The organism is Pseudomonas sp. sp1636 (genome assembly GCF_030376615.1).
GTDB lineage: Bacteria > Pseudomonadota > Gammaproteobacteria > Pseudomonadales > Pseudomonadaceae > Aquipseudomonas.
The window spans coordinates 58,172-78,143 of sequence record NZ_JARRAB010000001.1 but is presented as its reverse complement, the minus strand read 5'-3'; the positions used below and the strand labels follow the sequence as shown (position 1 = coordinate 78,143).

Sequence of the window (19,972 nt, the reverse complement as noted above, 5' to 3'; positions counted from 1 at the left end):
TACAGCTTGGCGGTGTTCCCCGGCGTACTTATGTTGGCCCGTCCGGGCGATTTCAGGGGGCCAACCTATACTGGCTATAACCAGAAGTAGGGGAGCCACAGCATGTTCGCCATGATGGAAGCCGCCCGGCTTGAGGCGCTGCACCTCACCCAGGATCCGCTCACGGGCCTCAAGGCCATAATCGCCATCCACAACACCCGACTCGGCCCGGCCTTGGGTGGCTGCCGTTACTTGGCTTATCCCGACGAGCAGAGCGCAATCCATGATGCCGTGCGCCTGGCCCGCAGCATGAGCTATAAGGCCGCCCTGGCCGGCCTGCCCCAGGGCGGCGGCAAGGCGGTGATCATCCGCCCGGCGCATATGGACAACCGTGGCGCCCTGTTCGAAGCCTTCGGGCGCTTTATCGAGACGCTCAATGGCCGCTACATCACGGCGATGGACAGTGGCACCTCCAGCGCCGACATGGACTGCATCGCCCAGCACACCCAGCACGTCACCAGCACCACCAGCGAGGGCGATCCGTCGCCGCACACGGCCATGGGCGTGTTCGCCGGGATCCGCGCGACGGCCCAGGCACGCCTGGGCGGCGATGATCTGGAAGGCCTGCGCGTGGCCGTCCAGGGGCTTGGCCACGTCGGCTATGCATTGGCCGAGCAGCTGCACGCGGCGGGCGTCGAGTTGCTGGTCAGCGATCTGGACGGCGGCCGGGTGCAACTGGCGGTGGAACAACTGGGCGCTCATCCGGTGGCCAGCGATGCCTTGCTCGCCACCCCCTGCGACATCCTCGCGCCCTGCGGCCTGGGGGGCGTGTTGAATGCCGAAACGGTCGGCCAGCTGCGTTGCTCGGCCGTGGCCGGAGCGGCCAACAATCAACTGGCCGGCGCCGATATCGCCGACACCCTGCAAGCGCGCGGGATTCTTTACGCCCCGGATTACGTGATCAATTCCGGCGGGCTGATCTACGTCGCCCTCAGGCACCGCGGCGAGAGCCCGGCGGCGATCACCACGCACTTGAAGCAGATCAGCCTGCGCTTGACCGAGATTTACGCCCATGCCCAGGCCGACAAGCGCTCGCCGGCGCGGGTTGCCGACGCCCTGGCCGAGCGTTTGCTGTACGGCTGAGCCTGTTTGTCTTGGCCCGCTTCGGTCGACGCCACCCGCCTCGGCCGTTGTTCGCACACCCACAAGGTGCCGAGGAAATGCCTATGAACCCGCTCAATCCCGAGATTCCCTATACCCGTTACCTCGACCCGCAGGGCCGCCTGCTCGCTGCCTTGCCGGCGTGGGCCGACGACTTCGAGCTGCTCAGCCGTCTGTACCGGCAGATGGTGCTGACCCGCTTATTCGACCAGAAGGCCGTGGCCCTGCAACGCACCGGACGCATCGGCACCTACGCCCCGACCATCGGACAGGAAGCCATAGGCGTGGCCATAGGCGCGCTGATGAAGCCCGAGGACGTGCTGGTGCCCTATTACCGCGACACCGCGGTGCAGGTGATGCGCGGGGTGAAGATGGAGGAAATCCTCCTCTACTGGGGCGGCGACGAGCGCGGCAGCGCTTATCTTGACCCGGCGGTGGCCCAGGACTTCCCGCTCTGCGTGCCGATCGCCACCCAGGCCCTGCACGCCTGCGGAGTGGCCACGGCGATGAAGATCCGCGGCGAGCATAGAGTCGCCGTCACCACCTGCGGCGATGGCGCCACCAGCAAGGGCGACTTCCTCGAGGCACTGAATGTCGCCGGCGCCTGGCAGTTGCCGGTGGTCTTCGTGGTCAACAACAACCAGTGGGCAATCTCGGTGCCGCGGCGCATCCAGTGCGGCGCGCCGACCCTGGCGCAGAAAGCCATAGGCGCCGGTTTCCCCGGCGAGCAGGTCGACGGCAACGACATCATCGCCGTGTACGAGCGTATGCAGGTGGCCTTGGAACGTGCCCGTCACGGCAAGGGGCCGGTGTTGCTGGAGTGCCTCAGTTACCGCCTCGGCGACCACACCACCGCCGATGACGCCACCCGCTATCGCAGTGCCGAGGAGGTCAAGCAGGCCTGGCAGGAAGAGCCGGTCAAGCGCCTGCAAGCCTTTCTCGCCGCCCAGGGCGTGTGGGATGAAGGCCGCGAGCAGGCGCTGATCGGCGAATGCCAAGGGTTGGTGCAACAGGCGGTGGACGCCTTCGAACAGGCCGGCAAGCAGTCGCTCGACTCGCTGTTCGACTACGTCTATGCGCGCTGGCCGGTGGCCCTGGCCGAGCAGCGCGACATGCTGCTGGAGCGCGTCGCCCGGCGTGAGGAGGCCCATCATGAGTGAGGCCAAGCTGACCCTGCTGGAGGCAGTCAACCTGGCCCTGCACCGGGCCATGTACGAAGACCTGGATGTGGTGGTGCTGGGCGAGGATGTCGGCGTCAACGGCGGGGTGTTTCGCGCCACCGCCGGCCTGCGCGAGGCCTTCGGCTTCAAACGGGTGATCGACACGCCGCTGGCCGAGACCATGATCGCCGGTCTGGCGGTCGGCATGGCCGCGCAAGGCTTGAAGCCGGTACTGGAAATCCAGTTCATGGGCTTCATCTACCCGGCCCTGGATCAATTGGTGTCGCATGCCAGCCGTATGCGCAACCGCACCCGCGGGCGCCTGAGCTGCCCCCTGGTGCTGCGCACGCCGATGGGCGCCGGCATCCGTGCGCCGGAACACCACAGCGAAAGCACCGAGGCGTTGTTCGCCCAGATTCCCGGCCTGCGCGTGGTCATCCCGTCCTCGCCGGCGCGAGCCTACGGCCTGCTGTTGGCGGCCATCGACGACCCCGATCCGGTGATCTTCCTCGAACCCACCCGGCTCTACCGGATGAACCCGCAGGTGCTGGCCGACGATGGCAAGCGCCTGCCGCTGGACAGCTGTTTCACCCTGCGCGAGGGCAGCGACCTGAGCCTGATCAGTTGGGGCGCCAGCGTCCACGAGACCCTGCAGGCGGCTGCGCAACTGCAGGAACGCGGGGTGTCCGCCGAGGTGATCGACGTCGCCTGCGTCAAGCCGCTGGATCTGGACACCCTCGAAGCCTCGGTGCGCAAGACCGGGCGCTGCGTGATCGTGCACGAGGCGCCGAAGAGTTGCGCGGTCGGCGCGGAGATCGCCGCCAGCCTGTACGAGCGTGCCTGGCTGGATTTGCAGGCGCCGATCCAGCGGGTCAGCGCGCCGGATATTCCGCCGCCGCTGTACCGCCTGGAGCAACTGTATATTCCCGGCGTCGAGGACATTCTCGCCGCTTGCGCGACGGTGCTGGAGTACGCCTGAACCTGCGTGGCCCTTGCTGGGCGTAGCCTGGATAAGCGCAGCGCAATCCGGGGCATGGTTGTAAAGCGGATATCGCTCCCGGATTGCGCCAAGGCTTATCCGGGCTACGGAGCTGCCTTGGTTGGTCGTTCCCAGGTCGAGCCGTCCGCGTGGCAACGCAGCCGGTGACGCTCTGCCTTACGGCGGTGTATGAGCGGCCACCCTCTTGTAGAAGCGACCTTGATCGCGATTGCCAGCGAGCTCAGAACCACTACGACTTGGCTAGCGAACAAAAACGGTGGAATCGGGAGAACGCCATGAAATACTTCAAACTGCCCGACTTGGGCGAAGGCCTGCAGGAGGCCGAGATCGTCGAGTGGCACATCAAGGCCGGCGATGCGGTCAAAGCCGACCAGTTGCTGGTCTCGGTGGAAACCGCCAAGGCCATCGTCGACATTCCGGCGCCCTACGACGGCGTGGTGGCCAAGTGCTTCGGCGCCGAGGGCGACATTCTGCATGTCGGCGAGCCGCTGCTGGGCTACGAAGGCGAGGCCGATGCGGGCACCGTGGTCGGTCGCCTGGAAGGCGGCGGCGAGGCGCAGGCGGATAGTTTCTTCGTCGGCGCCGCACCTTCGACCCGCGAACATCTGGCGCCGCGCGCGACCCCGGCGGTGCGTCAACTGGCGCGCCAATTGGGCGTCGACCTGAGTGGTTTGCGCGGCTCCGGCAGCGCCGGCCTGATTACCCGTGGCGATGTCGAAGCCGCTACCCAGTCCGCCCGCGACAAGTTCGGCGGCGACAAGCTGCGCGGGGTGCGGCGCAGCATGGCGCTCAACATGGCGCGAGCGCATGCCGAGGTGGTGCCGGTGTTTATCGCCGGCGATGCCGACCTGCACCGTTGGGCCCAGGCACGCGATCCATTGGTGCGTCTGGCCCAGGCCATCGCCGCCGCCTGCCAGGTCGAGCCGCTGCTCAATAGCTGGTTCGACGGCAAGTCGCTGTCGATAAAACAGCACAGTCAGCTGGATTTGGGCATCGCCGTGGATACCGCGGACGGTCTGTTCGTACCGGTGCTGCGCAATGTCGGCGCGCGCACGGGCGAAGACTTGAAGGAAGGAATTGCGCGCCTGCGCGCCGACGTCAAGGCGCGCTCGATTCCGCCCCAGGAAATGATGGGCGCGACCCTGACCCTGTCCAACTTCGGCACCCTGTTCGGCCGCTACGCCAACCCGGTGGTGATGCCGCCGCAGGTGGCGATCATCGGCGCCGGCGGCATCCGCGAGGAGCCGGTGGCGGTGGCTGGCCAGGTAGTGGTGCACCCGATTCTGCCGTTGTCGCTGACCTTCGACCACCGCGCGGTCACCGGTGGCGAGGCCGCGCGTTTTCTCAAGGCGCTGGTGCAGGCGCTGGAACAGGCCGAGGGCTGAGCCACGGCGGCCAAGCAGGGGCGTAGCCGCAGGCCCATTCACGGATCCTGGACGAACAGCGCGGCGGCGCTTATTCCAGCGTCTGCTCGGCCCAGCGCAGGCGCGCGCGGCCGGGCATTGCGACCCTCGGCAAACTATCGCGGTCGAGCACGGCGGTCTCCTCCAGCAGGCCGTTGAGGTAGAGGATATAGGCGCTCAGGGCATAGACCTGATCGTGGTTCAGGCTCTTGGGCGCATGGTGCGGCATGGCCCGGCGGGTGTAGTCGAAGATCGTGGTCGCGTAGGGCCATAGTCCGCCGACCGACAGGAGCAATAGCGGCTGCTCGCGGATGCGCAGGATGCGCAGCGGGTCGTCTAGGCTGAAGAAGCCGTCGCTGCCGGCCAGGCGTGCGGCCGGCCCCTCGCGGCCCTTGGCGCCATGGCAGCCCGCGCAGCGGCTGGCATACAGCGCACGGCCCGCGTGCACGCTACCCGCACCGGCGGGCAGGTTGCGGCCATCGGGGAAGACGCTGATGGCATAGCGCTGGAGGGTCTCCGGCGCTAAGGGTTGGCCGAGGCCGATCAGTGGTTGCGCCGCCGCACCGGTGCCAAGCGCGAGCAGCAGCCAGGCGCTGTAGCAGAGGCTACGCATAGACGTTCTCCACGCTGCCGTCGCGCTGCACTCGCCAAGCCTGGATGGCGTTGTAGTGGTTGAACGAGTGGGCCGCGTAGCGGCTGCGCCATTCGCTGCGGGTCGGCTGGGTGTTGCCGTGCTCGTCAGTGGCGCGGCTGAGCAGGGTGGTGGCCGCGCCGCTCCACTGCCAGGGAATGCTGAAGCGGGTCAGTGACTTGTCCAGCCGCGGGCCCTGTAACTGCGCCGCCGCCCAGCTCCGGCCGTTATCGGCGGAGACCTCCACCTTGGCGATCCGCCCGCGGCCGGACCAGGCCAGTCCGGAAACTTCGTAGAAGCCTTTGAGCTCGGGTAGCCGCTGCTGGCCGGACGGGTGGGTGATCACCGACTTGACCTCCATCGGGAAGCCGAACACGAGGATATCGCCGTCGCTGAGAATTCGGGTATAGAGCCCCGACTCGTCCTTGCTGAAGGCCGGGCTGTCGCTGACCTCCAGCCGGTGCAGCCACTTGATGCTGACGTTGCCCTCCCAGCCAGGCACGAACAGCCGCAGCGGATAGCCCTGCGAGGGGCGCAGGCGCTCGCCGTTCTGGTAGAAGGCGATGATGGCGTCGTCCATCAGTTTGGCCAGCGGCAGGCTGCGGCTGTGCGAACCGCCGTCGGCGCCCTCGCAGATCACCCAGCGTGCCGTGCTCTTCGCTCCGGCCTCGTGCAGCAGGTAGGACAAGGGCACGCCGCTCCACTCCGAGCCGGAAACCTGGCCGAACAGCTCCCGACAGTCGCCATCGAGCGCGGTGGGCGAGAGGGCGTTGGCGGCGGTATTGCCCGCGCATTCGAGGAACTGGATGCGCGAAACCATGGGGTAGCGCATCAGCCGTTCCAGGTCGAACTGCAGGGGGCGTTCGACCAGACCGTGGATCAGCAGTCGATGGCGCTCCGGTTCTATCGCCGGGATACCGTTGTGGTGCACCGCGAAGTGCAGGCCGCTGGGGGTAATGATGCCGCGCTGGTGTTGCAACGGCGAGTGCCAGATGCTGAAACCGGCCGTCTGCGGCGTGCTTGGCTGCGGCTGGCGTAGCACCTGGCTTTCATGCGGCGAGGGGCTGCCATAAGGGCTATCGCCAGCGCCCAGGCTGGTCATCCAGGCCGGCATGGACGGCTCGGTTTGCGCCAGTGCCCGGCCGGCGGGCGAGAGGCCGATGGCCGTGGCGATCGTCAGGCCGTAGCCACTCTTGAGAAAGGCGCGGCGGTCGAGCAGGCCGTTGCCGGCGACGAAGCGCAGAGCTGATTTGTGCATGGCGGGTTCCCTGGCGGCAGGCGCCGTCTCCAAAGCCAAATAACTATATAACTAGAAAACCGGTTATATAGTTGCATGCACTTCGCCGCTTGTCTATCCTTCGCCCCATGGAACTCAACGATGTCGCACTTTGCCTAGAGGCGCTGGCTAATCCGGTGCGCCTGCAAGTCTTCCGCACCCTGGTTCGCAGCGGTGCGGACGGGCTCAACTTCGGCCAGCTGCAGGAACGTATCGGCATTCCGCGCTCGACCCTGGCCCATCACCTCAACACCATGGCGCAGGCCGGCGTGCTGCGCCAGGAGCGGGACGGCCGTGAGGTTTTTAACCGGGTCGATTTCGCGCGGCTGCAGCAAGCCCTGCAGTTCGTCATGGCCGAATGTTGCCAGGACAACCGCCGAACCTGAGCCGTTAGTGGCCTGGTCGATTAATCCGTTTCTCCATGGACTCAAGCCTGTGCCCAGCCTTGTAGGCGGCCGCGCCCCGCGGCGAATGCAGCCCGCAGGGCTGCCAAGTTGTGGGAGCGCGGTGCAGGACAACGGCTTCGCCCCGAGGTCGGGCCTCCCACGGATAAGACTCAAGTCGGCGAATTTGAGGTAATCGACTAGCCGGCCAAGCTGGCGCCGATCGACGGTGAATGCGGCGAACAGGGCGGCATCGGCTGAGGCGCAGCGCGCGCCGGTTGCTTGCCGAGTCGGGGCGGCGGTTATTCCGCTGCCGCGTCCTGCCCCAGCTCGTTCAGCGCATCGGGCTGGTTCTTGAACGCCTTGGCGAAGATGTCGCGGTTCTTGGCCATGAAAATGCCGAGCTCTTCGCCTTGCTGCTCGTTCAGCGAAGGCACCGCTTTCTGCAATACGTCGGTGAGCAGCTCGGCCAGTTCGAGCATCTTGTCATGACGGTCGGCTTCGGCTTTATCCATAAATAAACGCTCCAGATCCCGGCTGCTGCGGTACACCACTTCGACGGCCATTCATCACCTCTACGCCTTCACGCTGATGGGTTACAAGAAAACTGTTCATTTATACAGTAGTGGCGAGCATAAAGAACTTGCTCCGGTTTGGCCAGCGGTAATCGTCCCGGCGCGTGTGCCGGTTATCCGTGATTGGCCCGGTGGGGCGGCGCGCACGACCCCATGCACTAAACTTGCAGAGTGGGTGGCAGCCTCGGGTTGACCGCTTGCACGGGGTTCAGCCCCGGATTCCAGACGACACGCCCGTCGCGGCAAATGCGAGCTTCGCGGCGTCATTCCTCAGGCCAGCGGCAGGAGGTGCATCATGAGCATGGCCACCCGTTTGCAAGATTACCTGTCACAGCAGCATTGCCGCTACGACACGCTCCAGCACGACCCCTCGATGACCTCGCGCGAAGCCGCGCGCCGCGCCGGGGTGCCGCCACACCTGATGGCCAAGTCGGTGATCCTCGACGATTTCCAGGGCCACTGGCTGATGGCGGTGGTTCCGGCGACCCGCCAGGTCGACCTGAACAAGGTGCGCAAGCTGACCAAGCGCCACTGGCGCCTGGCGCGGGAGAACGAGTTCATCCCGCGCTTCAGCGACTGCGCGACCGGGGCGATTCCGCCGGTGGGCAGTGCCTTCGCGATGGACACCCTGATCGACGAGGCGCTCACCGGGCTGAAGGAGGTGTACTTCGAGTCGGGCGATCACGAGGGTTTGGTGCACATGAGCGCGAAGCAATTCGCCAGGCTCATGCCGACCGCCCAGTGCGGATCCATCAGCGAATAACCTGACCCAAGGGGCGGCATGGTTTGCGGTGCCGTCCGCTGCGGTTCCACTCCGGCGTCATGCTCGCTGGCGCGTAGCTGTGTATTATTGCCGCACAGCGCTGTTCTCGGCCGTCTGGCCGGCATCCGTCCTGCATAATTCGACCTTTGTCTGCGCGGCCGAACATGGCGGGCAGGCCAAGACTGAGGAGTGGTATCTTGAAATTGAATTGGGCCGAGAGCCTGCGTGAGAACCTGCATGGCCTGGCCGAGTCGCTCGGCAACCTGTTGGTCGAGAGCTTCCATTACCTGGCCCTGTTCGCCATCGGCGGGGCTACGGCCTGGGCGGCAGTGATGGCGTTCGGCGATATGGTCGAGAAGGGCCACACCACGGTCGACGATATTCTGCTGCTGTTCATCTACCTCGAACTGGGCGCGATGGTCGGGATCTACTTCAAGACCAACCACATGCCGATCCGTTTCCTGATCTATGTGGCGATCACCGCCTTGACCCGGCTGTTGATTTCCGATGTCTCGCACCATCATCGCCCGGACATGGGCGTGGTGCTGGTGTCCGGGGCCATTCTGTTGCTGGCCTTGGCGATTCTGGTGGTGCGCTACGCCTCCTCGCGGTTCCCCGCGGTACAGAGCGACGGGCCGCGCATGCGCCGCAACCCGGCGGATGACGCGGCGGAAAAAGACGATACCCGCAGCGACCAGTGAGGCCGAGCGCTGCGCGCCTTTCACGCTAACCGTAGCCTGGATGCAATCCAGGAAAATAGATCGACGACAAACCGCTCCCGGATTGCATTCGGGCTGCGGGCTCGTAGGGGACGCTAGGCCGTGTGCCCCAGTGCCCGGTTGCCAGGTCAGTCGCCGAGGGGGGCGAACAGCGCCGCCAGGTCGTCCTCGCTCACCTGCCACTGCGCCTGGCTGCCGCCCTCCAGCAGGCCGCGCGCCAGGCTGGCCTTGGCCTGCTGCAGGTGCTGGATCTTCTCTTCGACGCTGCCGCGGGCGATCAGCCTGTAGACGAACACCGGTTTGTCCTGACCGATGCGGTAGGCACGGTCGCTGGCCTGGGCCTCGGCGGCCGGATTCCACCAGGGGTCGAAGTGGATCACCGTGTCGGCGGCGGTGAGGTTGAGCCCGGCACCGCCGGCTTTCAGGCTGATCAGGAACACCGGGAACTCGCCGGCCTGGAACTGCTGCACCGGGGTGCGCCGATCCTGGGTGCTGCCGGTGAGCTTGGTGTAGCCGATCTTGCGCGCCTGCAGTTCGCTTTCGATCAGCGTCAGCATCGAGGTGAACTGGGAGAACAGCAGCACCTTGCGGCCTTCGTCGACCAGTTCTTCGAGCATCTCCAGCAAGGCGCCGAGTTTGCCCGAGTCGCTGCTTTTCAGCGGCGCGTCGTCATCGCCGAGCAGGCGCAAATCGCAGCAGGCCTGACGCAGGCGCAGCAGCGCTTCGAGGATCACCATCTGACTGCGCGCCAGACCCTGGCGGGCGACTTCATCGCGCACCTTCTTGTCCATCGCCAGGCGCAGGGTTTCGTAGCGGTCGCGCTGCACGGCGGTCAGTTCGACCCAGTGGGTCACCTCGGTCTTGGGCGGCAGCTCGCGCGCCACCTGTTCCTTGGTGCGGCGCAGGACGAAGGGTTTGATCCGCCCGCGCAGGTGCGCCAGGCGCTGCTGGTTGGCCTGCTTCTCGATGGGGGTGCGGTAGTCGCGGGTGAAGCTCTTGCTGTCGCCGAGCCAGCCGGGCATGAGGAAGTTGAACAGCGACCAGAGTTCGCCCAGGTGGTTTTCCAGCGGCGTGCCGGTCAGGCACAGGCGCTGGCGTGCCTGCACTTGCCCGGCGGCCAGCGCGGCCTTGCTGCGCGGGTTCTTGATGTTCTGCGCTTCGTCGAGAATCAGCAGCTGATAGGGCTGCGCCGCCAGTGCCTTGAGGTCGCGCGGCAGCAGGGCGTAGGTGGTCAGGACGATGTCGTGTGCGTCGATCAGCCTGAACAGCGGGCGGCGTTTTGCCCCGTGCAGGGCCAGTACCCTGAGCTGCGGGGCGAAGTGCGCGGCTTCGTCCTGCCAGTTGGGGATCAGGCTGGTGGGCATGACGATCAACGCCGGCCGGTTCAGGCGCCCGGCTTGTTTCTCGCCGAGGATATGCGCCAGGGTTTGCAGGGTCTTGCCCAGGCCCATGTCGTCGGCCAGCACCCCGCCGATCTCCAGCTCGCCAAGCGCCTGCATCCAGGCCAGGCCGTGCAGTTGATAGGGGCGCAGGGTGGCCTGCAAACCCGCCGGCGCTTCGACATCCTGGGTGCTGTGCGTCTGCAGGCGTTGGGCCAAGCCGCGCAGTTGCTCGCCGCCCTGCCAGTTCAGCGCCGGGCCTTGCTCCAGTTCGCCGAGGCGCGCGGCGTCGGCGCGTGGCAGGCGCAAGCGCTGGCTGGATTCGCCCGGCTCGCGGAAAAACAGCTCGCCCAGGGTCGCCAGCAAGGGCTTGAGGCGGGCGAAGGGCAGGGCGATGTGCTGGTTGCTCTGCGGCAGGCTGACCAGCAACATTTCCTCATCCTGGCGCTGGGCCAGAGCCTCGCCATTGAGCAGCCAGGGTTTGTGTCGAATCGCTTGCAGCAGGATCGGCAGCAGGCTGATGCGCTGGCCCTCGACTTCGATCCCCAGCTCCAGATCGAACCAGTCGTGCTCGGGCGTCTCTGCGATCGCGGCGTACCAATCGTCGACCGGCGCCAGGTTGTAGCGGAATTCCGGCTGCAGCTCGATCCGCCAGCCCTGCTCGCGCAGCAGCGGCAATTGCTGCTGGACGAAACTCAGCCAGGCCGCCTCGCCGGGCAATTCGAAGTGTTCGCCGGGATGCTCGGCGAGGGCTTCGCTCTGGCGCAGGGCCACCTGCAGGCCGGCGTCTTCCAGGCGTTGGCGCAGCCGCGCTTCGTGGGTCGCGTCGCGGATGATGCGCAGGGTCAGACTCGGGCTCTGCCGCACCAGCAGATCGTTCGTCGGTTTGCCGTAGGCCAGCTGCCCCTGGTAAGCGAACGCCAGGGCGGCGCGGTGCTGGGTCTGCTCGTGCATGCGTCCCTTGCGCGCATCGAAATGCACCCGCACATGGCTGCCGAGAGTCAGCACCGGCTGGGGCTGGAGACCCTCCAGGCGCTGTTCGACGACCTCCGCGCGCGTCTCGATCAGCGGGCTGAGATCGATGCCGGCGAGTTGCTGGCGTTCCAGGGTCAGCAGGGCGGCGACCACGTGCTTGCAGTTGAAACCCACCGGGCAGCTGCACTGGCCGTTGACGCTCCAGCCCTGGGGGTAGGAGTGCAGGCCGATGCGCTGCTGGTAGGTTCGCGCGCCCGAGCCGCGACAGCTGGCCAGCAGGGTATCGCCCTTGAGGCTGAGCAGGGTGCTGCGTCCTTGTTCGGCATAGCCGATACCGCGCTGCACATCGCCGGCACGGAATGCCGGACGCCAGTCGGCCTGGCGCAGACGCAGAACATCCAGGGCCATCAGGCGAGTCCAGCGGGAACGGCGGCGAGTCTGTGCATGACAATGCCCGGCAGGTGCAAAGCCGGCGATTCTGGCACAGCTGGCGGGGGATTAGTGGCTCAGCCGGCAAATGCCCTGCGGTACTGCCCCGGCGTCGCGGCGAAGGCTTGGCGAAAACGGTTGCTGAAGTGGCTGGCGCTGGCAAAGCCGCAGGCCAGGGCGATCTCGCCGAACGGCAGGCGGCTGCTGCGCAGCAACTGGCGGGCGCGTTCGAGGCGGCGCGCCAGCAGATAACGGTGCGGCGGCAGGCCGAAACTCACGTGGAACATGCGCGCGAAGTGGTACTCGGACAAGGCGCAGAGGCCGGCCAGCTGCCCCAGGCTCAGTGGTTCGCTGAGGTTCGCTTCGATGAATTCACGCAAGCGGCGGCGCAGGATTGGGGCAAGGCCGCCGCTCAGGCGCAACCCTTGGCGAAGTCCCACCTGGGACAGCAGCGCGTGGTTGATCAAACCATGGGCCAGGCTGCTGCTCAGCAGGCGCTCAGCCGGCTCGTGCCAATCCAGCTGGCTGAGCTGGCGAAAGCGCTGAGCCTGCTGTGGATCATCGAGAAAGGTGCCTTCGCGCAGCTCCAGCTCCCGGGGTTCGCGATCCAGCAGGTTGACGGCCGCCAGGGCGAATTGCTCCTGGCTGATATACAGGTGGGCCAACTGGATTTCGCCGTTGATCACCCAGGCCGACTGGTGGCCGGCCGGGAGGATGCACAGTTTGTCGGGGGCGCCCTTGCTATTCGGGTTTTCGCGGCGAAAGGTGCCGGTGCCGCCGGCCAGGTAGCAGGACAGGGTGTGATGGCTGGGGGCCTGGTAGTCGCGGGCATCATGGCGGTTGCTCCAGAGGGCCGCCGCCAGGCCGTCGCCCAGCTCGGCGCTGCGTTGCAGGCGGGCATGGGGCGAGCTGTGCATGCTCTGGAAAACCTGTAGGTGCTCAAGTTGCGACATAAATCCTCCCTCGCCCCATGCTACGCCGGGCATGCGCCTGCGCCAGCCCCGGCGCGGTGAAAAGCGCAAGAATATTCAAGGCGGCGCAGGACTCAGGCGCTGAGCAGCTTTTCCACCTCGTCGACTGTCAGCACCTTGCCGACCGATACCAGCTTGTCGTCAATCACCAGCGCGGGTGTCGACATCACCCCATGGGCGGCTATTTCGGCAAAGTCGGTGATTTTGATTACCTGTGCTTCGCGTCCCAGGTTAGCCAACGCTGCTTGCGTGTTCTCGGTCAGGGAGATGCATTTCTTGCAGCCGGAGCCCAAGATTTTGATGATCATGCCGTGCTCCATAGGTCAGATGAATAGATAGCTAAGCGTGTTGAACAGATAGCCAATCAGCACAATGCCAACGGCCACGATGCCGAAGAACAATGCCAGCAGCGGTGTTTTGACCACTTTCTTGAGCATGATCAGCGAGGGCAGCGACAGCGCGGTAACCGCCATCATAAAGGCCAGCGCCGTGCCCAGGCCGACGCCTTGGCCAACCAGGGCTTCGGCAATCGGCAGGGTGCCAAAAATATCGGCATACATGGGGATGCCGATCAGGCTCGCCAGCGGCACCGACCACCAGTTGTTCTGCCCTAACAACGCTTCGATCCAGTCCGCCGGAATCCAGTTGTGAATGGCTGCGCCAATGCCCACGCCAATCAGCACATACAGCCACACCCTGCGGAAAATATCGCTGACTTGTGCCCAGGCGAACTGGGCCCGGTCGCGGCGGGTCAACTCTTCTTGCGGTATCTCGAGCACCGGGTTGTGCAGGACAAAGGCTTCGACATAGCGCTCCATCTTCGCTCGCCCGATCAGCATGCCGCCCAGCACTGCCAGCACCAGGCCGGTCAGCACGTAGGCGATGGCAATCGACCAGTTGAAGATGCTCGCCAATAGAATGACCGACGCCAGGTCTACCAGCGGTGAGGAAATGAGAAAGCTGAAGGTCACGCCCAGCGGCAGGCCGGAGCTGGTAAAGCCGATAAACAGCGGGATCGACGAGCAGGAGCAAAATGGTGTGATGGTGCCGAGCAACGCGCCGGTGAGCTTAGCCTTGAAGCCGCTCAGACCGCCGAGGATGCGTCGGGTACGTTCTGGCGGGAAATAGCTCTGCACCCAGGAAATGCTGAAGATCAGCACGCTGAGCAGGATGAAAATCTTGATCACGTCAAAGATGAAGAAGTGCAGGCTGGCACCGCTGCGGCTGGCCATGTCCAGGCCGAAGCCGTCCTCCAGCAGCACACGCACCAGCCAGGCCAGCCAGTCCATGCGCAGCAGCTGGTCATCGAGCCATTTGAACGGTTCCACAGGTCTTCCTCAGTCTTGCGCTTGCGCGCGTTCGTACCAGCCCTTGCTGTTATTGATCATGCGCACCAGCCAGAGCATCACCGGTACCTCGATCAGCACGCCGACCACCGTGGCCAGCGCTGCGCCGGAGTTGAAGCCGTAAAGCACGATGGCCACCGCCACGGCCAACTCGAAGAAATTCGACGCGCCGATCATCGCCGCCGGGCCGGCGATGTCGTGGCGAACCTTGAGTCGGCGGCATAACCCGTAACCCAATGCGGCGATCAGTATGGTTTGCAACAGGATCGGCACCGCCAGTATGGCGATGATCAGCGGCTGCTCGATGATGGTCTGGCCCTGGAAGGAGAACAGCAGCACCAGGGTGGCCAGCAGGGCGAGGATGGAGAACGGCCCGATACGCGTCAGCAGCGCTTGCAATGCCGCCTCACCCTGGCGCAGCAGGCGTGCGCGGATAAATTGGGCAATGGCCAGCGGGATGACGATATACATCACTACCGACAGCAGCAGGGTGTCCCAGGGCACCGGGATCGACGACACCCCCAGCAGCAGGGCGACGATGGGGGCGAAGGCGAACACCATCACCAGGTCGTTGATCGCCACCTGGCTCAGGGTGAAATTGGCGTTGCCCTTACACAGGTTGCTCCACACGAAGACCATGGCGGTGCAGGGCGCGGCGCCCAGCAGGATCAGCCCGGCGACATAGCTGTCGAGCTGCTCGGCCGGTAACCAGCCGGCAAATAGATGGCGCAAAAACAGCCAGGCCATAAAGGCCATGGTGAAGGGTTTGATCAGCCAGTTGACGGTCAGGGTTACGGCCAACCCGGTGCGCTGCTGATAGACCTCGGAGAGGGTGCTGAAGTCGATCTTGATCAGCATGGGGATGATCATCACCCAGATCAGCAGGCCCACCGGAATATTCACCCGGGCGATTTCCAGGGCGCCCACGGCCTGCGCCGCATTGGGGGCTGACAGGCCGAGTAGGGTGCCGCCGATGATGCAGAGAAATACCCAAAGCGTCAGGTAACGCTCGAAAAAGCCCAGGGGGGCTCCTGCGGCTTGCTTGCCGATTACTTCGCACTGGCTGGACATCGGGGTTTCCTTATGGCGGAGCGCCGAGTCTAGCGGCGCTCGGCTGGTGTGCTATCGATCGATGTCGGGCTGTAGCGTGGCTGCGCTTTCGCTGACGCGGCTGTGGGCGGCGCGGGTGCCATCCGCGCCGAGCTTGCCGCTCGGGCTCCAGTACCGCGCGCTCGCGGGTCTCACGCCCGGGCTCGAGTATGGCGATATCGCCCAGGCTGTCCTGCTCACCACCGATCATCAAGGCATTCGGTTTACAAGATATATGGTTTTAAATATATTCGCCAAAACGAATTTAAACGATGCTGCTGTGGCATCGCCGCCCCGCTGTTGGTGAGGCCGGGTGCCGGCGAGCACATCGCCTGGAACCTCGAAGCCTGCTAGGCATTGAGCAAATCAATGCCTAGCAGGCTTCATCAGATTCACCTACGCATCAAGCTGCTCGCATGAGTCAAGAGCAAACGCTGAGGCACCGATGCTTGAACCCTTGAGCCCCACCACTGTTTTCAAATGCCTGGCGGATGAAACCCGCGCGCGCATGACCCTGCTGATCGCCGCCGAAGGCGAGCTGTGCGTCTGCGAATTGACCGCTGCGCTGGAGGACAGCCAGCCGAAGATATCCCGTCATCTGGCGCAACTGCGCAGTTGCGGCCTGCTGGAAGATCGGCGGCGCGGTCAGTGGGTGTACTACCGCTTGCACCCGCAGCTGCCCGAGTGGGCACAACAGATGCTGCAGGTGATTTTGCAGGCCAACCGGCCCTGGCTGGCCGTCAATAGCGAAAAACTGCAGAGCATGCGCAACCGCCCCGACCGGCAGAACATCTGCAGCTGAGCTGCGTAGCAAGGAATGCCGCTGGGTTCTGTTGCTCGGCACCGCCAACAGCTGCCGCAGCACCCCCTGCCAGGCGCCGTTCAACCATCAGACCTATGGCCTGGCTGCGTGCCTATGGTTTTTCTCGGTCTTTGTGCTGCTGGCGGCGCGGCGCCGGTGTCCATCGGCCTGCCCCGACAGCGGCGGGTCGGATAAAAAGCGCAAGTTTGTGCAAGAGCGACAGGGCTGATCGGGCGCAGACTCTCGGTTATCCACCGGGAGTCTGTTGATGAACCTGTCGCTCTACCTGTTGACCGTGCTGATCTGGGGCACCACCTGGATCGCCATCAAATTGCAGATCGGCGAGGTGGCGCTGGCCGCCTCGATTGCCTATCGCTTCGCCCTGGCCGCGGCGGTGCTGTTCGGCGTGCTGCTGCTCAGCGGGCGCCTGCAGAAGCTCGATAGGCGTGGCCAGTTGATCTGCCTGCTCCAGGGCTTGTGCCTGTTCTGCATTAACTTTTTGTGTTTCTACAGCGCCAGTCAGTGGATTCCCAGTGGCTTGATTGCGGTGATTTTCTCCACCGCGACGCTGTGGAATGCGTTGAATGCGCGGCTGTTTTTCAAGCAGAAGGTCGCCGCCAATGTGCTGGCCGGCGGTGTCCTGGGCCTGGTTGGCCTGGGTTTGCTGTTCTGGCCGGAACTGGCCGGGCATGCCGCCAGTCGGGAAACCCTGCTGGGCATCGGTTTGTCGCTGATCGGCACCCTGTGTTTTTCCGCCGGTAACCTGCTTTCCAGCCTGCAACAGAAGGCCGGCCTCAAGCCGCTGACCACCAACGCCTGGGGCATGCTCTACGGCGCCTTGATGCTGGTGGCGATCTGCCTGGTCAACGGCACGCCGTTCGCTTTCGAGTGGAGCACGCGCTATGTCGGTTCGCTGCTGTACCTGGCAATTCCCGGTTCGGTGATCGGCTTCACCGCCTACCTGACCCTGGTCGGGCGCATGGGGCCGGAGCGGGCGGCCTACTGCACCGTGCTGTTCCCGGTGGTGGCGCTGAATATCTCGGTGTTCGTCGAGGGCTACCAGTGGACCGCGCCGGCGCTGTTCGGCCTGCTGCTGGTGATGCTCGGCAACGTGCTGGTGTTTCGCCAGCCGAAGCCCATGCCGCGGCTGGCGCGAGCTACGGGCTGAATCTGAATAGAAAGGCATGCTGTCGGATCTAATACGCTTGCCACTGCCTTTATCCGGGCTAGGTCTTGTGGAACTTGGCGAAAACCCGCTCGGAGAATAGCAATTGGGCGAACAGCGGGTAGCACAGGTAATGCAGACCGAAGATCAGCAGGCCCATCGGGCTGGGGGCGTCCTTGAGCGCCATCATGGCCAGCAGGCCGAGATAGAGCAGCGCCAAGACCCCGCCATAGAGCCAGACCAGGCGCCGCCGTTCGCTGGGCAACGGCGCGCGGCGCTGGCGTCCGGCAAACCAGAGGGCCATTGCCGCGGCGACCGTGGCGGCAATCAGCAGGGTGGTCAGCAGCCCGCCGAGTTTGACGAAGCTGCGCAGCAGCAGATTGAGCGCGATCGCCGCCGCTACTCCCGTCAGGGCCAGGCGCGCCACGGGCACGGGGTTCGGTGTCGGGTTGGTCAGGTCGGTGGCGGGATGCACTTAGAGGCTCCGATTCAAGCCGAAGCGTTTTTTCAGTAGCGCCTCGAGCAGGCTTTTCGGCAGCAGCGCCGTCAGCAACGGCAGGCCGCGACTGCCATGGCCCAGGCGCAGCAGGCGTGGACGTTTGCTCCGTTGTACGGCGGCGAGCAGCTGGCCGGCAAACTGTTTGGCCGGGGTTGGCTTGTTCTGCGAGGCATTGGCGCGGGCGCGGATGGCGTCACGCAGCGGCCACCAGGGCGAGGCTTGATCGATCAATTGCTCGGCCTGCTGGCTGGCGTTGGCGGCGAAGCTGGAGGCAATCGCCCCGGGTTGCACCTCCATCAGTTCGATGGAAAAGGGTGCCAGCTCCAGCCGCAGGGCATCGGAGAGGGCATGCACGGCGGCTTTCGAGGCGCAGTAGGCGCCGGCGAAGGGGGTGACCAGGACGCCCGAGACGCTGCCGATATTTACCACCAGACCCTTGTTACGGCGCAGCAGCGGGAAGCAGGCGCGGGTGACGCCGATGATCGAGAACACATTGGTCTCGAATTGCCGGCGCATGGCTGCAACGCCGCCATCCAGCAGCGGCCCCATGGCACCGTAACCGGCGTTGTTGATCAGTACGTCCAGGCCGCCGATTTCCGCCTGCAGGCGTTCGGCCAGTTGTTCCAGGCCCGGGCCATCGTTGACGTCCAGTTGCACCGCGCTGAAGCCGGCGGCGCGGAGTGCGGCGAGGTCGGCGCTTTGCCGGGCCGTGGCCCATACCTGATAGCCGGCCTGGTGGAATTCGTCGGCCAGGGCGCGGCCGATGCCGCTGGAACATCCGGTGATCAGGGCGCTGGGTTGGCGCATGCGCACATCCTTATTGGGGGGCCAGGAGGCGGGGAGTCAGTGACTGAAGCTGCCTTGCAGGCGTTCGGCACGGAATTCCAGGGTGCTGGCGCGGTAGCCGCTGCGCAGGGTCGGCAAGGGCAGGCAGTCTTGCCAGGTGGCGCCTGGCAGCAGTTCGCCGGGGCCGCGGTAGCGCGGGGATTCGTAGAGGCGTTCGGCCAGGTTGATGCTGTCGCCGGGGCGGTAGGCGGCGATCTGCCAGCGTAGTTCGAGCAGGGCGGCGCTGCTGCCATTCTTCAACTGCAGCGCCAGGGGTCGATTGGCTGGGCAGTTTTGCGCGTCGTAGGCCAGGCGTAGTTGCAGATGCGCCAGGTGGCGCGTCTCGCGGCTTTCCTGCCAGAGCACCCAGCTGGCCACCAGGCCCAGGCCGATCAGGGCGGCGAGGGAGATGGGCAGGGCTTTGCTCGGGTAGCGGATCAGCAGGGTCAGCCAGCTCAGAACCAGTATCGCGCCGAATAACATAGTGATGGGCCTTGGTGGGTGAAACTGGGCTTTATCCTACACAAGGCCGGGGCGGCATGCGCCGTGTTGGCGACTTGTCGGCTGGTGACCGGGGACGTCGAGGCCGGCTCAGTCTTGTGGGGCGTCGCGTAAAAATACCAGTTTGTTCGGCGTCGAGTGTGCGGCCGAATAAGCGTAACCCTGAGAGTTGAAGGCCTTGAGTTGTTCGGGGTTGCTCACGCGTTCCTTGATCACATGGCGGGCCATCAGGCCGCGGGCCTTTTTCGCGTAGAAGCTGATGATCTTGTACTGGCCGTTTTTCAGATCCTTGAACTCGGTGTCGATGATCCTCGCGTTGAGCACCTTGCGTTTCACCGCACTGAAATACTCGGTGGAGGCCAGGTTGAGCAGCACCTCGTCACCCTGGGCGGCCAGCGCCTCATTCAACCAGCCACTGATGCGCTCGCCCCAGAAGTCGTAGAGGTTGTTGCCGCGCGGATTGGCCAACTTGGTGCCCATCTCCAGGCGGTAGGGCTGCATCAGATCCAGCGGCCGCAGCACGCCGTAGAGGCCGGAGAGCATGCGCAGGTGTGCCTGGGCGAAATCGAAGTCGGCTTCGCTGAAGTCTTCGGCATGCAGCCCGGTGTAGACGTCGCCCTTGAACGCCAGCAGTGCCTGCTTGGCATTTTCCGGGGTGAAGTTTTTCGTCCAGCTGCCAAAGCGCACGGCATTCAGGCCGGCGAGTTTGTCCGACAGGTGCATCAGCTCGGCGATCTGCAGGGGCGTGAAGTCGCGTAGCTGGGCGATCAGATCCTGGGCGTGGTCGAGGTGTTCGGGCTGGGTATAGCGCTGGGTCACCGGTGGAGTGTGGAAATCGAGGGTCTTGGCCGGGGAAATCACCATCAACATAAGGTCTGCTCCTGAAAGTCTGCGCAATTCTAGAAGCTGCAGGCGGCTGCGACTACCTATAAGGGCGATTG

At 65.0% G+C, this 19,972-nt stretch carries 21 protein-coding genes; 9 read left to right on the top strand and 12 right to left on the bottom strand.

Annotation, left to right across the window (positions count from 1 at the left end; all coding sequences use genetic code 11):
• The first annotated feature begins 102 nt into the window (after positions 1 to 102).
• From P8H27_RS00370 to P8H27_RS00355, 4 genes are all read left to right on the top strand, one after another.
• Positions 103 to 1,122 carry a Glu/Leu/Phe/Val dehydrogenase gene (locus P8H27_RS00370; RefSeq protein WP_289634636.1) on the top strand — a complete coding sequence of 340 codons (1,020 nt, stop codon included), beginning with the start codon at positions 103 to 105 and terminating at the stop codon, positions 1,120 to 1,122.
• An 83-nt stretch (positions 1,123 to 1,205) separates the two neighbouring features.
• Positions 1,206 to 2,300, top strand: coding sequence for a pyruvate dehydrogenase (acetyl-transferring) E1 component subunit alpha (pdhA, locus tag P8H27_RS00365; RefSeq protein ID WP_374761306.1), 1,095 nt, complete (start codon positions 1,206 to 1,208; stop codon positions 2,298 to 2,300).
• Positions 2,293 to 3,279 carry an alpha-ketoacid dehydrogenase subunit beta gene (locus P8H27_RS00360; protein WP_289634634.1) on the top strand — a complete coding sequence of 329 codons (987 nt, stop codon included), beginning with the start codon at positions 2,293 to 2,295 and terminating at the stop codon, positions 3,277 to 3,279. Before pdhA ends, P8H27_RS00360 begins: the two co-directional genes overlap by 8 nt.
• Positions 3,280 to 3,575: 296 nt before the next feature.
• Positions 3,576 to 4,685, top strand: a complete 1,110-nt coding sequence (locus tag P8H27_RS00355; protein WP_289634633.1) for a dihydrolipoamide acetyltransferase family protein — start codon at positions 3,576 to 3,578, stop codon at positions 4,683 to 4,685.
• Between the two features lie 70 nt (positions 4,686 to 4,755).
• On the opposite strand, the gene P8H27_RS00350 is transcribed toward P8H27_RS00355, so the two are convergent.
• Both P8H27_RS00350 and soxC read right to left on the bottom strand, forming a co-directional pair.
• Positions 4,756 to 5,316, bottom strand: a complete 561-nt coding sequence (locus P8H27_RS00350) for a c-type cytochrome (RefSeq protein ID WP_289634632.1) — start codon at positions 5,314 to 5,316, stop codon at positions 4,756 to 4,758.
• Positions 5,309 to 6,592, bottom strand: coding sequence for a sulfite dehydrogenase (gene soxC / locus P8H27_RS00345; protein ID WP_289634631.1), 1,284 nt, complete (start codon positions 6,590 to 6,592; stop codon positions 5,309 to 5,311). Before soxC ends, P8H27_RS00350 begins: the two co-directional genes overlap by 8 nt.
• 89 nt (positions 6,593 to 6,681) lie before the next feature.
• Here soxC and P8H27_RS00340 point away from each other — a divergent pair, with 89 nt between their 5' ends.
• Positions 6,682 to 6,996 carry a helix-turn-helix transcriptional regulator gene (locus P8H27_RS00340; RefSeq protein WP_289634630.1) on the top strand — a complete coding sequence of 105 codons (315 nt, stop codon included), beginning with the start codon at positions 6,682 to 6,684 and terminating at the stop codon, positions 6,994 to 6,996.
• A 299-nt stretch (positions 6,997 to 7,295) separates the two neighbouring features.
• On the opposite strand, the gene P8H27_RS00335 is transcribed toward P8H27_RS00340, so the two are convergent.
• Positions 7,296 to 7,559, bottom strand: a complete 264-nt coding sequence (locus tag P8H27_RS00335) for a YebG family protein (protein ID WP_289634629.1) — start codon at positions 7,557 to 7,559, stop codon at positions 7,296 to 7,298.
• Between the two features lie 304 nt (positions 7,560 to 7,863).
• On the opposite strand from P8H27_RS00335, the gene P8H27_RS00330 reads away from it, so the two are divergent.
• Positions 7,864 to 8,331, top strand: coding sequence for an aminoacyl-tRNA deacylase (locus P8H27_RS00330; protein ID WP_289634628.1), 468 nt, complete (start codon positions 7,864 to 7,866; stop codon positions 8,329 to 8,331).
• Between the two features lie 197 nt (positions 8,332 to 8,528).
• On the top strand, positions 8,529 to 9,032 hold the full coding sequence (locus P8H27_RS00325) for a phosphate-starvation-inducible protein PsiE (RefSeq protein ID WP_289634627.1): 504 nt from the start codon (positions 8,529 to 8,531) through the stop codon (positions 9,030 to 9,032).
• Between the two features lie 146 nt (positions 9,033 to 9,178).
• Here the strand turns inward: P8H27_RS00325 and P8H27_RS00320 are convergent, their stop codons facing one another.
• The 5 genes from P8H27_RS00320 to arsB all read right to left on the bottom strand — a co-directional run bounded on the left by P8H27_RS00320 (position 9,179) and on the right by arsB (position 15,221).
• Positions 9,179 to 11,812 carry a DEAD/DEAH box helicase gene (locus P8H27_RS00320; RefSeq protein WP_289634626.1) on the bottom strand — a complete coding sequence of 878 codons (2,634 nt, stop codon included), beginning with the start codon at positions 11,810 to 11,812 and terminating at the stop codon, positions 9,179 to 9,181.
• A gap of 98 nt (positions 11,813 to 11,910) precedes the next feature.
• The gene (locus P8H27_RS00315; RefSeq protein WP_289634625.1) at positions 11,911 to 12,786 is read right to left on the bottom strand and encodes a helix-turn-helix domain-containing protein; all 876 of its coding nucleotides are present in this window, start codon (positions 12,784 to 12,786) and stop codon (positions 11,911 to 11,913) included.
• Between the two features lie 92 nt (positions 12,787 to 12,878).
• On the bottom strand, positions 12,879 to 13,112 hold the full coding sequence (locus P8H27_RS00310) for a thioredoxin family protein (protein ID WP_289634624.1): 234 nt from the start codon (positions 13,110 to 13,112) through the stop codon (positions 12,879 to 12,881).
• 15 nt (positions 13,113 to 13,127) lie between these two features.
• Positions 13,128 to 14,132: a permease gene (locus tag P8H27_RS00305; RefSeq protein WP_289634623.1), complete on the bottom strand. Its 1,005-nt coding sequence runs from the start codon at positions 14,130 to 14,132 to the stop codon at positions 13,128 to 13,130.
• 9 nt (positions 14,133 to 14,141) lie between these two features.
• Complete coding sequence (gene arsB / locus P8H27_RS00300; RefSeq protein WP_289634622.1) at positions 14,142 to 15,221, bottom strand: ACR3 family arsenite efflux transporter; 1,080 nt, start codon at positions 15,219 to 15,221, stop codon at positions 14,142 to 14,144.
• A gap of 463 nt (positions 15,222 to 15,684) precedes the next feature.
• Here arsB and P8H27_RS00295 point away from each other — a divergent pair, with 463 nt between their 5' ends.
• Together P8H27_RS00295 and P8H27_RS00290 are read left to right on the top strand one after the other, a co-directional pair.
• Complete coding sequence (locus P8H27_RS00295; RefSeq protein WP_289634621.1) at positions 15,685 to 16,041, top strand: metalloregulator ArsR/SmtB family transcription factor; 357 nt, start codon at positions 15,685 to 15,687, stop codon at positions 16,039 to 16,041.
• Positions 16,042 to 16,309: 268 nt separating this feature from the next.
• Complete coding sequence (locus tag P8H27_RS00290) at positions 16,310 to 17,209, top strand: DMT family transporter (RefSeq protein ID WP_289634620.1); 900 nt, start codon at positions 16,310 to 16,312, stop codon at positions 17,207 to 17,209.
• Positions 17,210 to 17,267: 58 nt separating this feature from the next.
• Here the strand turns inward: P8H27_RS00290 and P8H27_RS00285 are convergent, their stop codons facing one another.
• The 4 genes from P8H27_RS00285 to yaaA all read right to left on the bottom strand — a co-directional run bounded on the left by P8H27_RS00285 (position 17,268) and on the right by yaaA (position 19,901).
• Complete coding sequence (locus P8H27_RS00285) at positions 17,268 to 17,681, bottom strand: hypothetical protein (RefSeq protein ID WP_374761305.1); 414 nt, start codon at positions 17,679 to 17,681, stop codon at positions 17,268 to 17,270.
• Positions 17,682 to 18,512: an SDR family oxidoreductase gene (locus P8H27_RS00280; protein ID WP_289634619.1), complete on the bottom strand. Its 831-nt coding sequence runs from the start codon at positions 18,510 to 18,512 to the stop codon at positions 17,682 to 17,684.
• A 36-nt stretch (positions 18,513 to 18,548) separates the two neighbouring features.
• Positions 18,549 to 19,013, bottom strand: coding sequence for a multidrug transporter (locus tag P8H27_RS00275; protein ID WP_289634618.1), 465 nt, complete (start codon positions 19,011 to 19,013; stop codon positions 18,549 to 18,551).
• Positions 19,014 to 19,121: 108 nt separating this feature from the next.
• Positions 19,122 to 19,901 carry a peroxide stress protein YaaA gene (gene yaaA, locus P8H27_RS00270; protein ID WP_289634617.1) on the bottom strand — a complete coding sequence of 260 codons (780 nt, stop codon included), beginning with the start codon at positions 19,899 to 19,901 and terminating at the stop codon, positions 19,122 to 19,124.
• Between the last annotated feature and the right edge of the window lie 71 nt (positions 19,902 to 19,972).

Bases quoted from the DNA above. Each gene is read 5' to 3' on its own strand.
- P8H27_RS00310 (WP_289634624.1), bottom strand. From the start codon at position 13,112: ATGATCATCAAAATCTTGGGCTCCGGCTGCAAGAAATGCATCTCCCTG.
- yaaA (WP_289634617.1), bottom strand. From the start codon at position 19,901: ATGTTGATGGTGATTTCCCCGGCCAAGACCCTCGATTTCCACACTCCA.
- P8H27_RS00370 (WP_289634636.1), top strand. From the start codon at position 103: ATGTTCGCCATGATGGAAGCCGCCCGGCTTGAGGCGCTGCACCTCACC.
- P8H27_RS00280 (WP_289634619.1), bottom strand. From the start codon at position 18,512: ATGCGCCAACCCAGCGCCCTGATCACCGGATGTTCCAGCGGCATCGGC.
- pdhA (WP_374761306.1), top strand. From the start codon at position 1,206: ATGAACCCGCTCAATCCCGAGATTCCCTATACCCGTTACCTCGACCCG.
- P8H27_RS00290 (WP_289634620.1), top strand. From the start codon at position 16,310: ATGAACCTGTCGCTCTACCTGTTGACCGTGCTGATCTGGGGCACCACC.
- P8H27_RS00315 (WP_289634625.1), bottom strand. From the start codon at position 12,786: ATGTCGCAACTTGAGCACCTACAGGTTTTCCAGAGCATGCACAGCTCG.
- P8H27_RS00330 (WP_289634628.1), top strand. From the start codon at position 7,864: ATGAGCATGGCCACCCGTTTGCAAGATTACCTGTCACAGCAGCATTGC.
- P8H27_RS00335 (WP_289634629.1), bottom strand. From the start codon at position 7,559: ATGGCCGTCGAAGTGGTGTACCGCAGCAGCCGGGATCTGGAGCGTTTA.
- P8H27_RS00350 (WP_289634632.1), bottom strand. From the start codon at position 5,316: ATGCGTAGCCTCTGCTACAGCGCCTGGCTGCTGCTCGCGCTTGGCACC.
- P8H27_RS00275 (WP_289634618.1), bottom strand. From the start codon at position 19,013: ATGTTATTCGGCGCGATACTGGTTCTGAGCTGGCTGACCCTGCTGATC.
- soxC (WP_289634631.1), bottom strand. From the start codon at position 6,592: ATGCACAAATCAGCTCTGCGCTTCGTCGCCGGCAACGGCCTGCTCGAC.
- P8H27_RS00360 (WP_289634634.1), top strand. From the start codon at position 2,293: ATGAGTGAGGCCAAGCTGACCCTGCTGGAGGCAGTCAACCTGGCCCTG.
- P8H27_RS00355 (WP_289634633.1), top strand. From the start codon at position 3,576: ATGAAATACTTCAAACTGCCCGACTTGGGCGAAGGCCTGCAGGAGGCC.
- arsB (WP_289634622.1), bottom strand. From the start codon at position 15,221: ATGTCCAGCCAGTGCGAAGTAATCGGCAAGCAAGCCGCAGGAGCCCCC.
- P8H27_RS00295 (WP_289634621.1), top strand. From the start codon at position 15,685: ATGCTTGAACCCTTGAGCCCCACCACTGTTTTCAAATGCCTGGCGGAT.
- P8H27_RS00320 (WP_289634626.1), bottom strand. From the start codon at position 11,812: ATGGCCCTGGATGTTCTGCGTCTGCGCCAGGCCGACTGGCGTCCGGCA.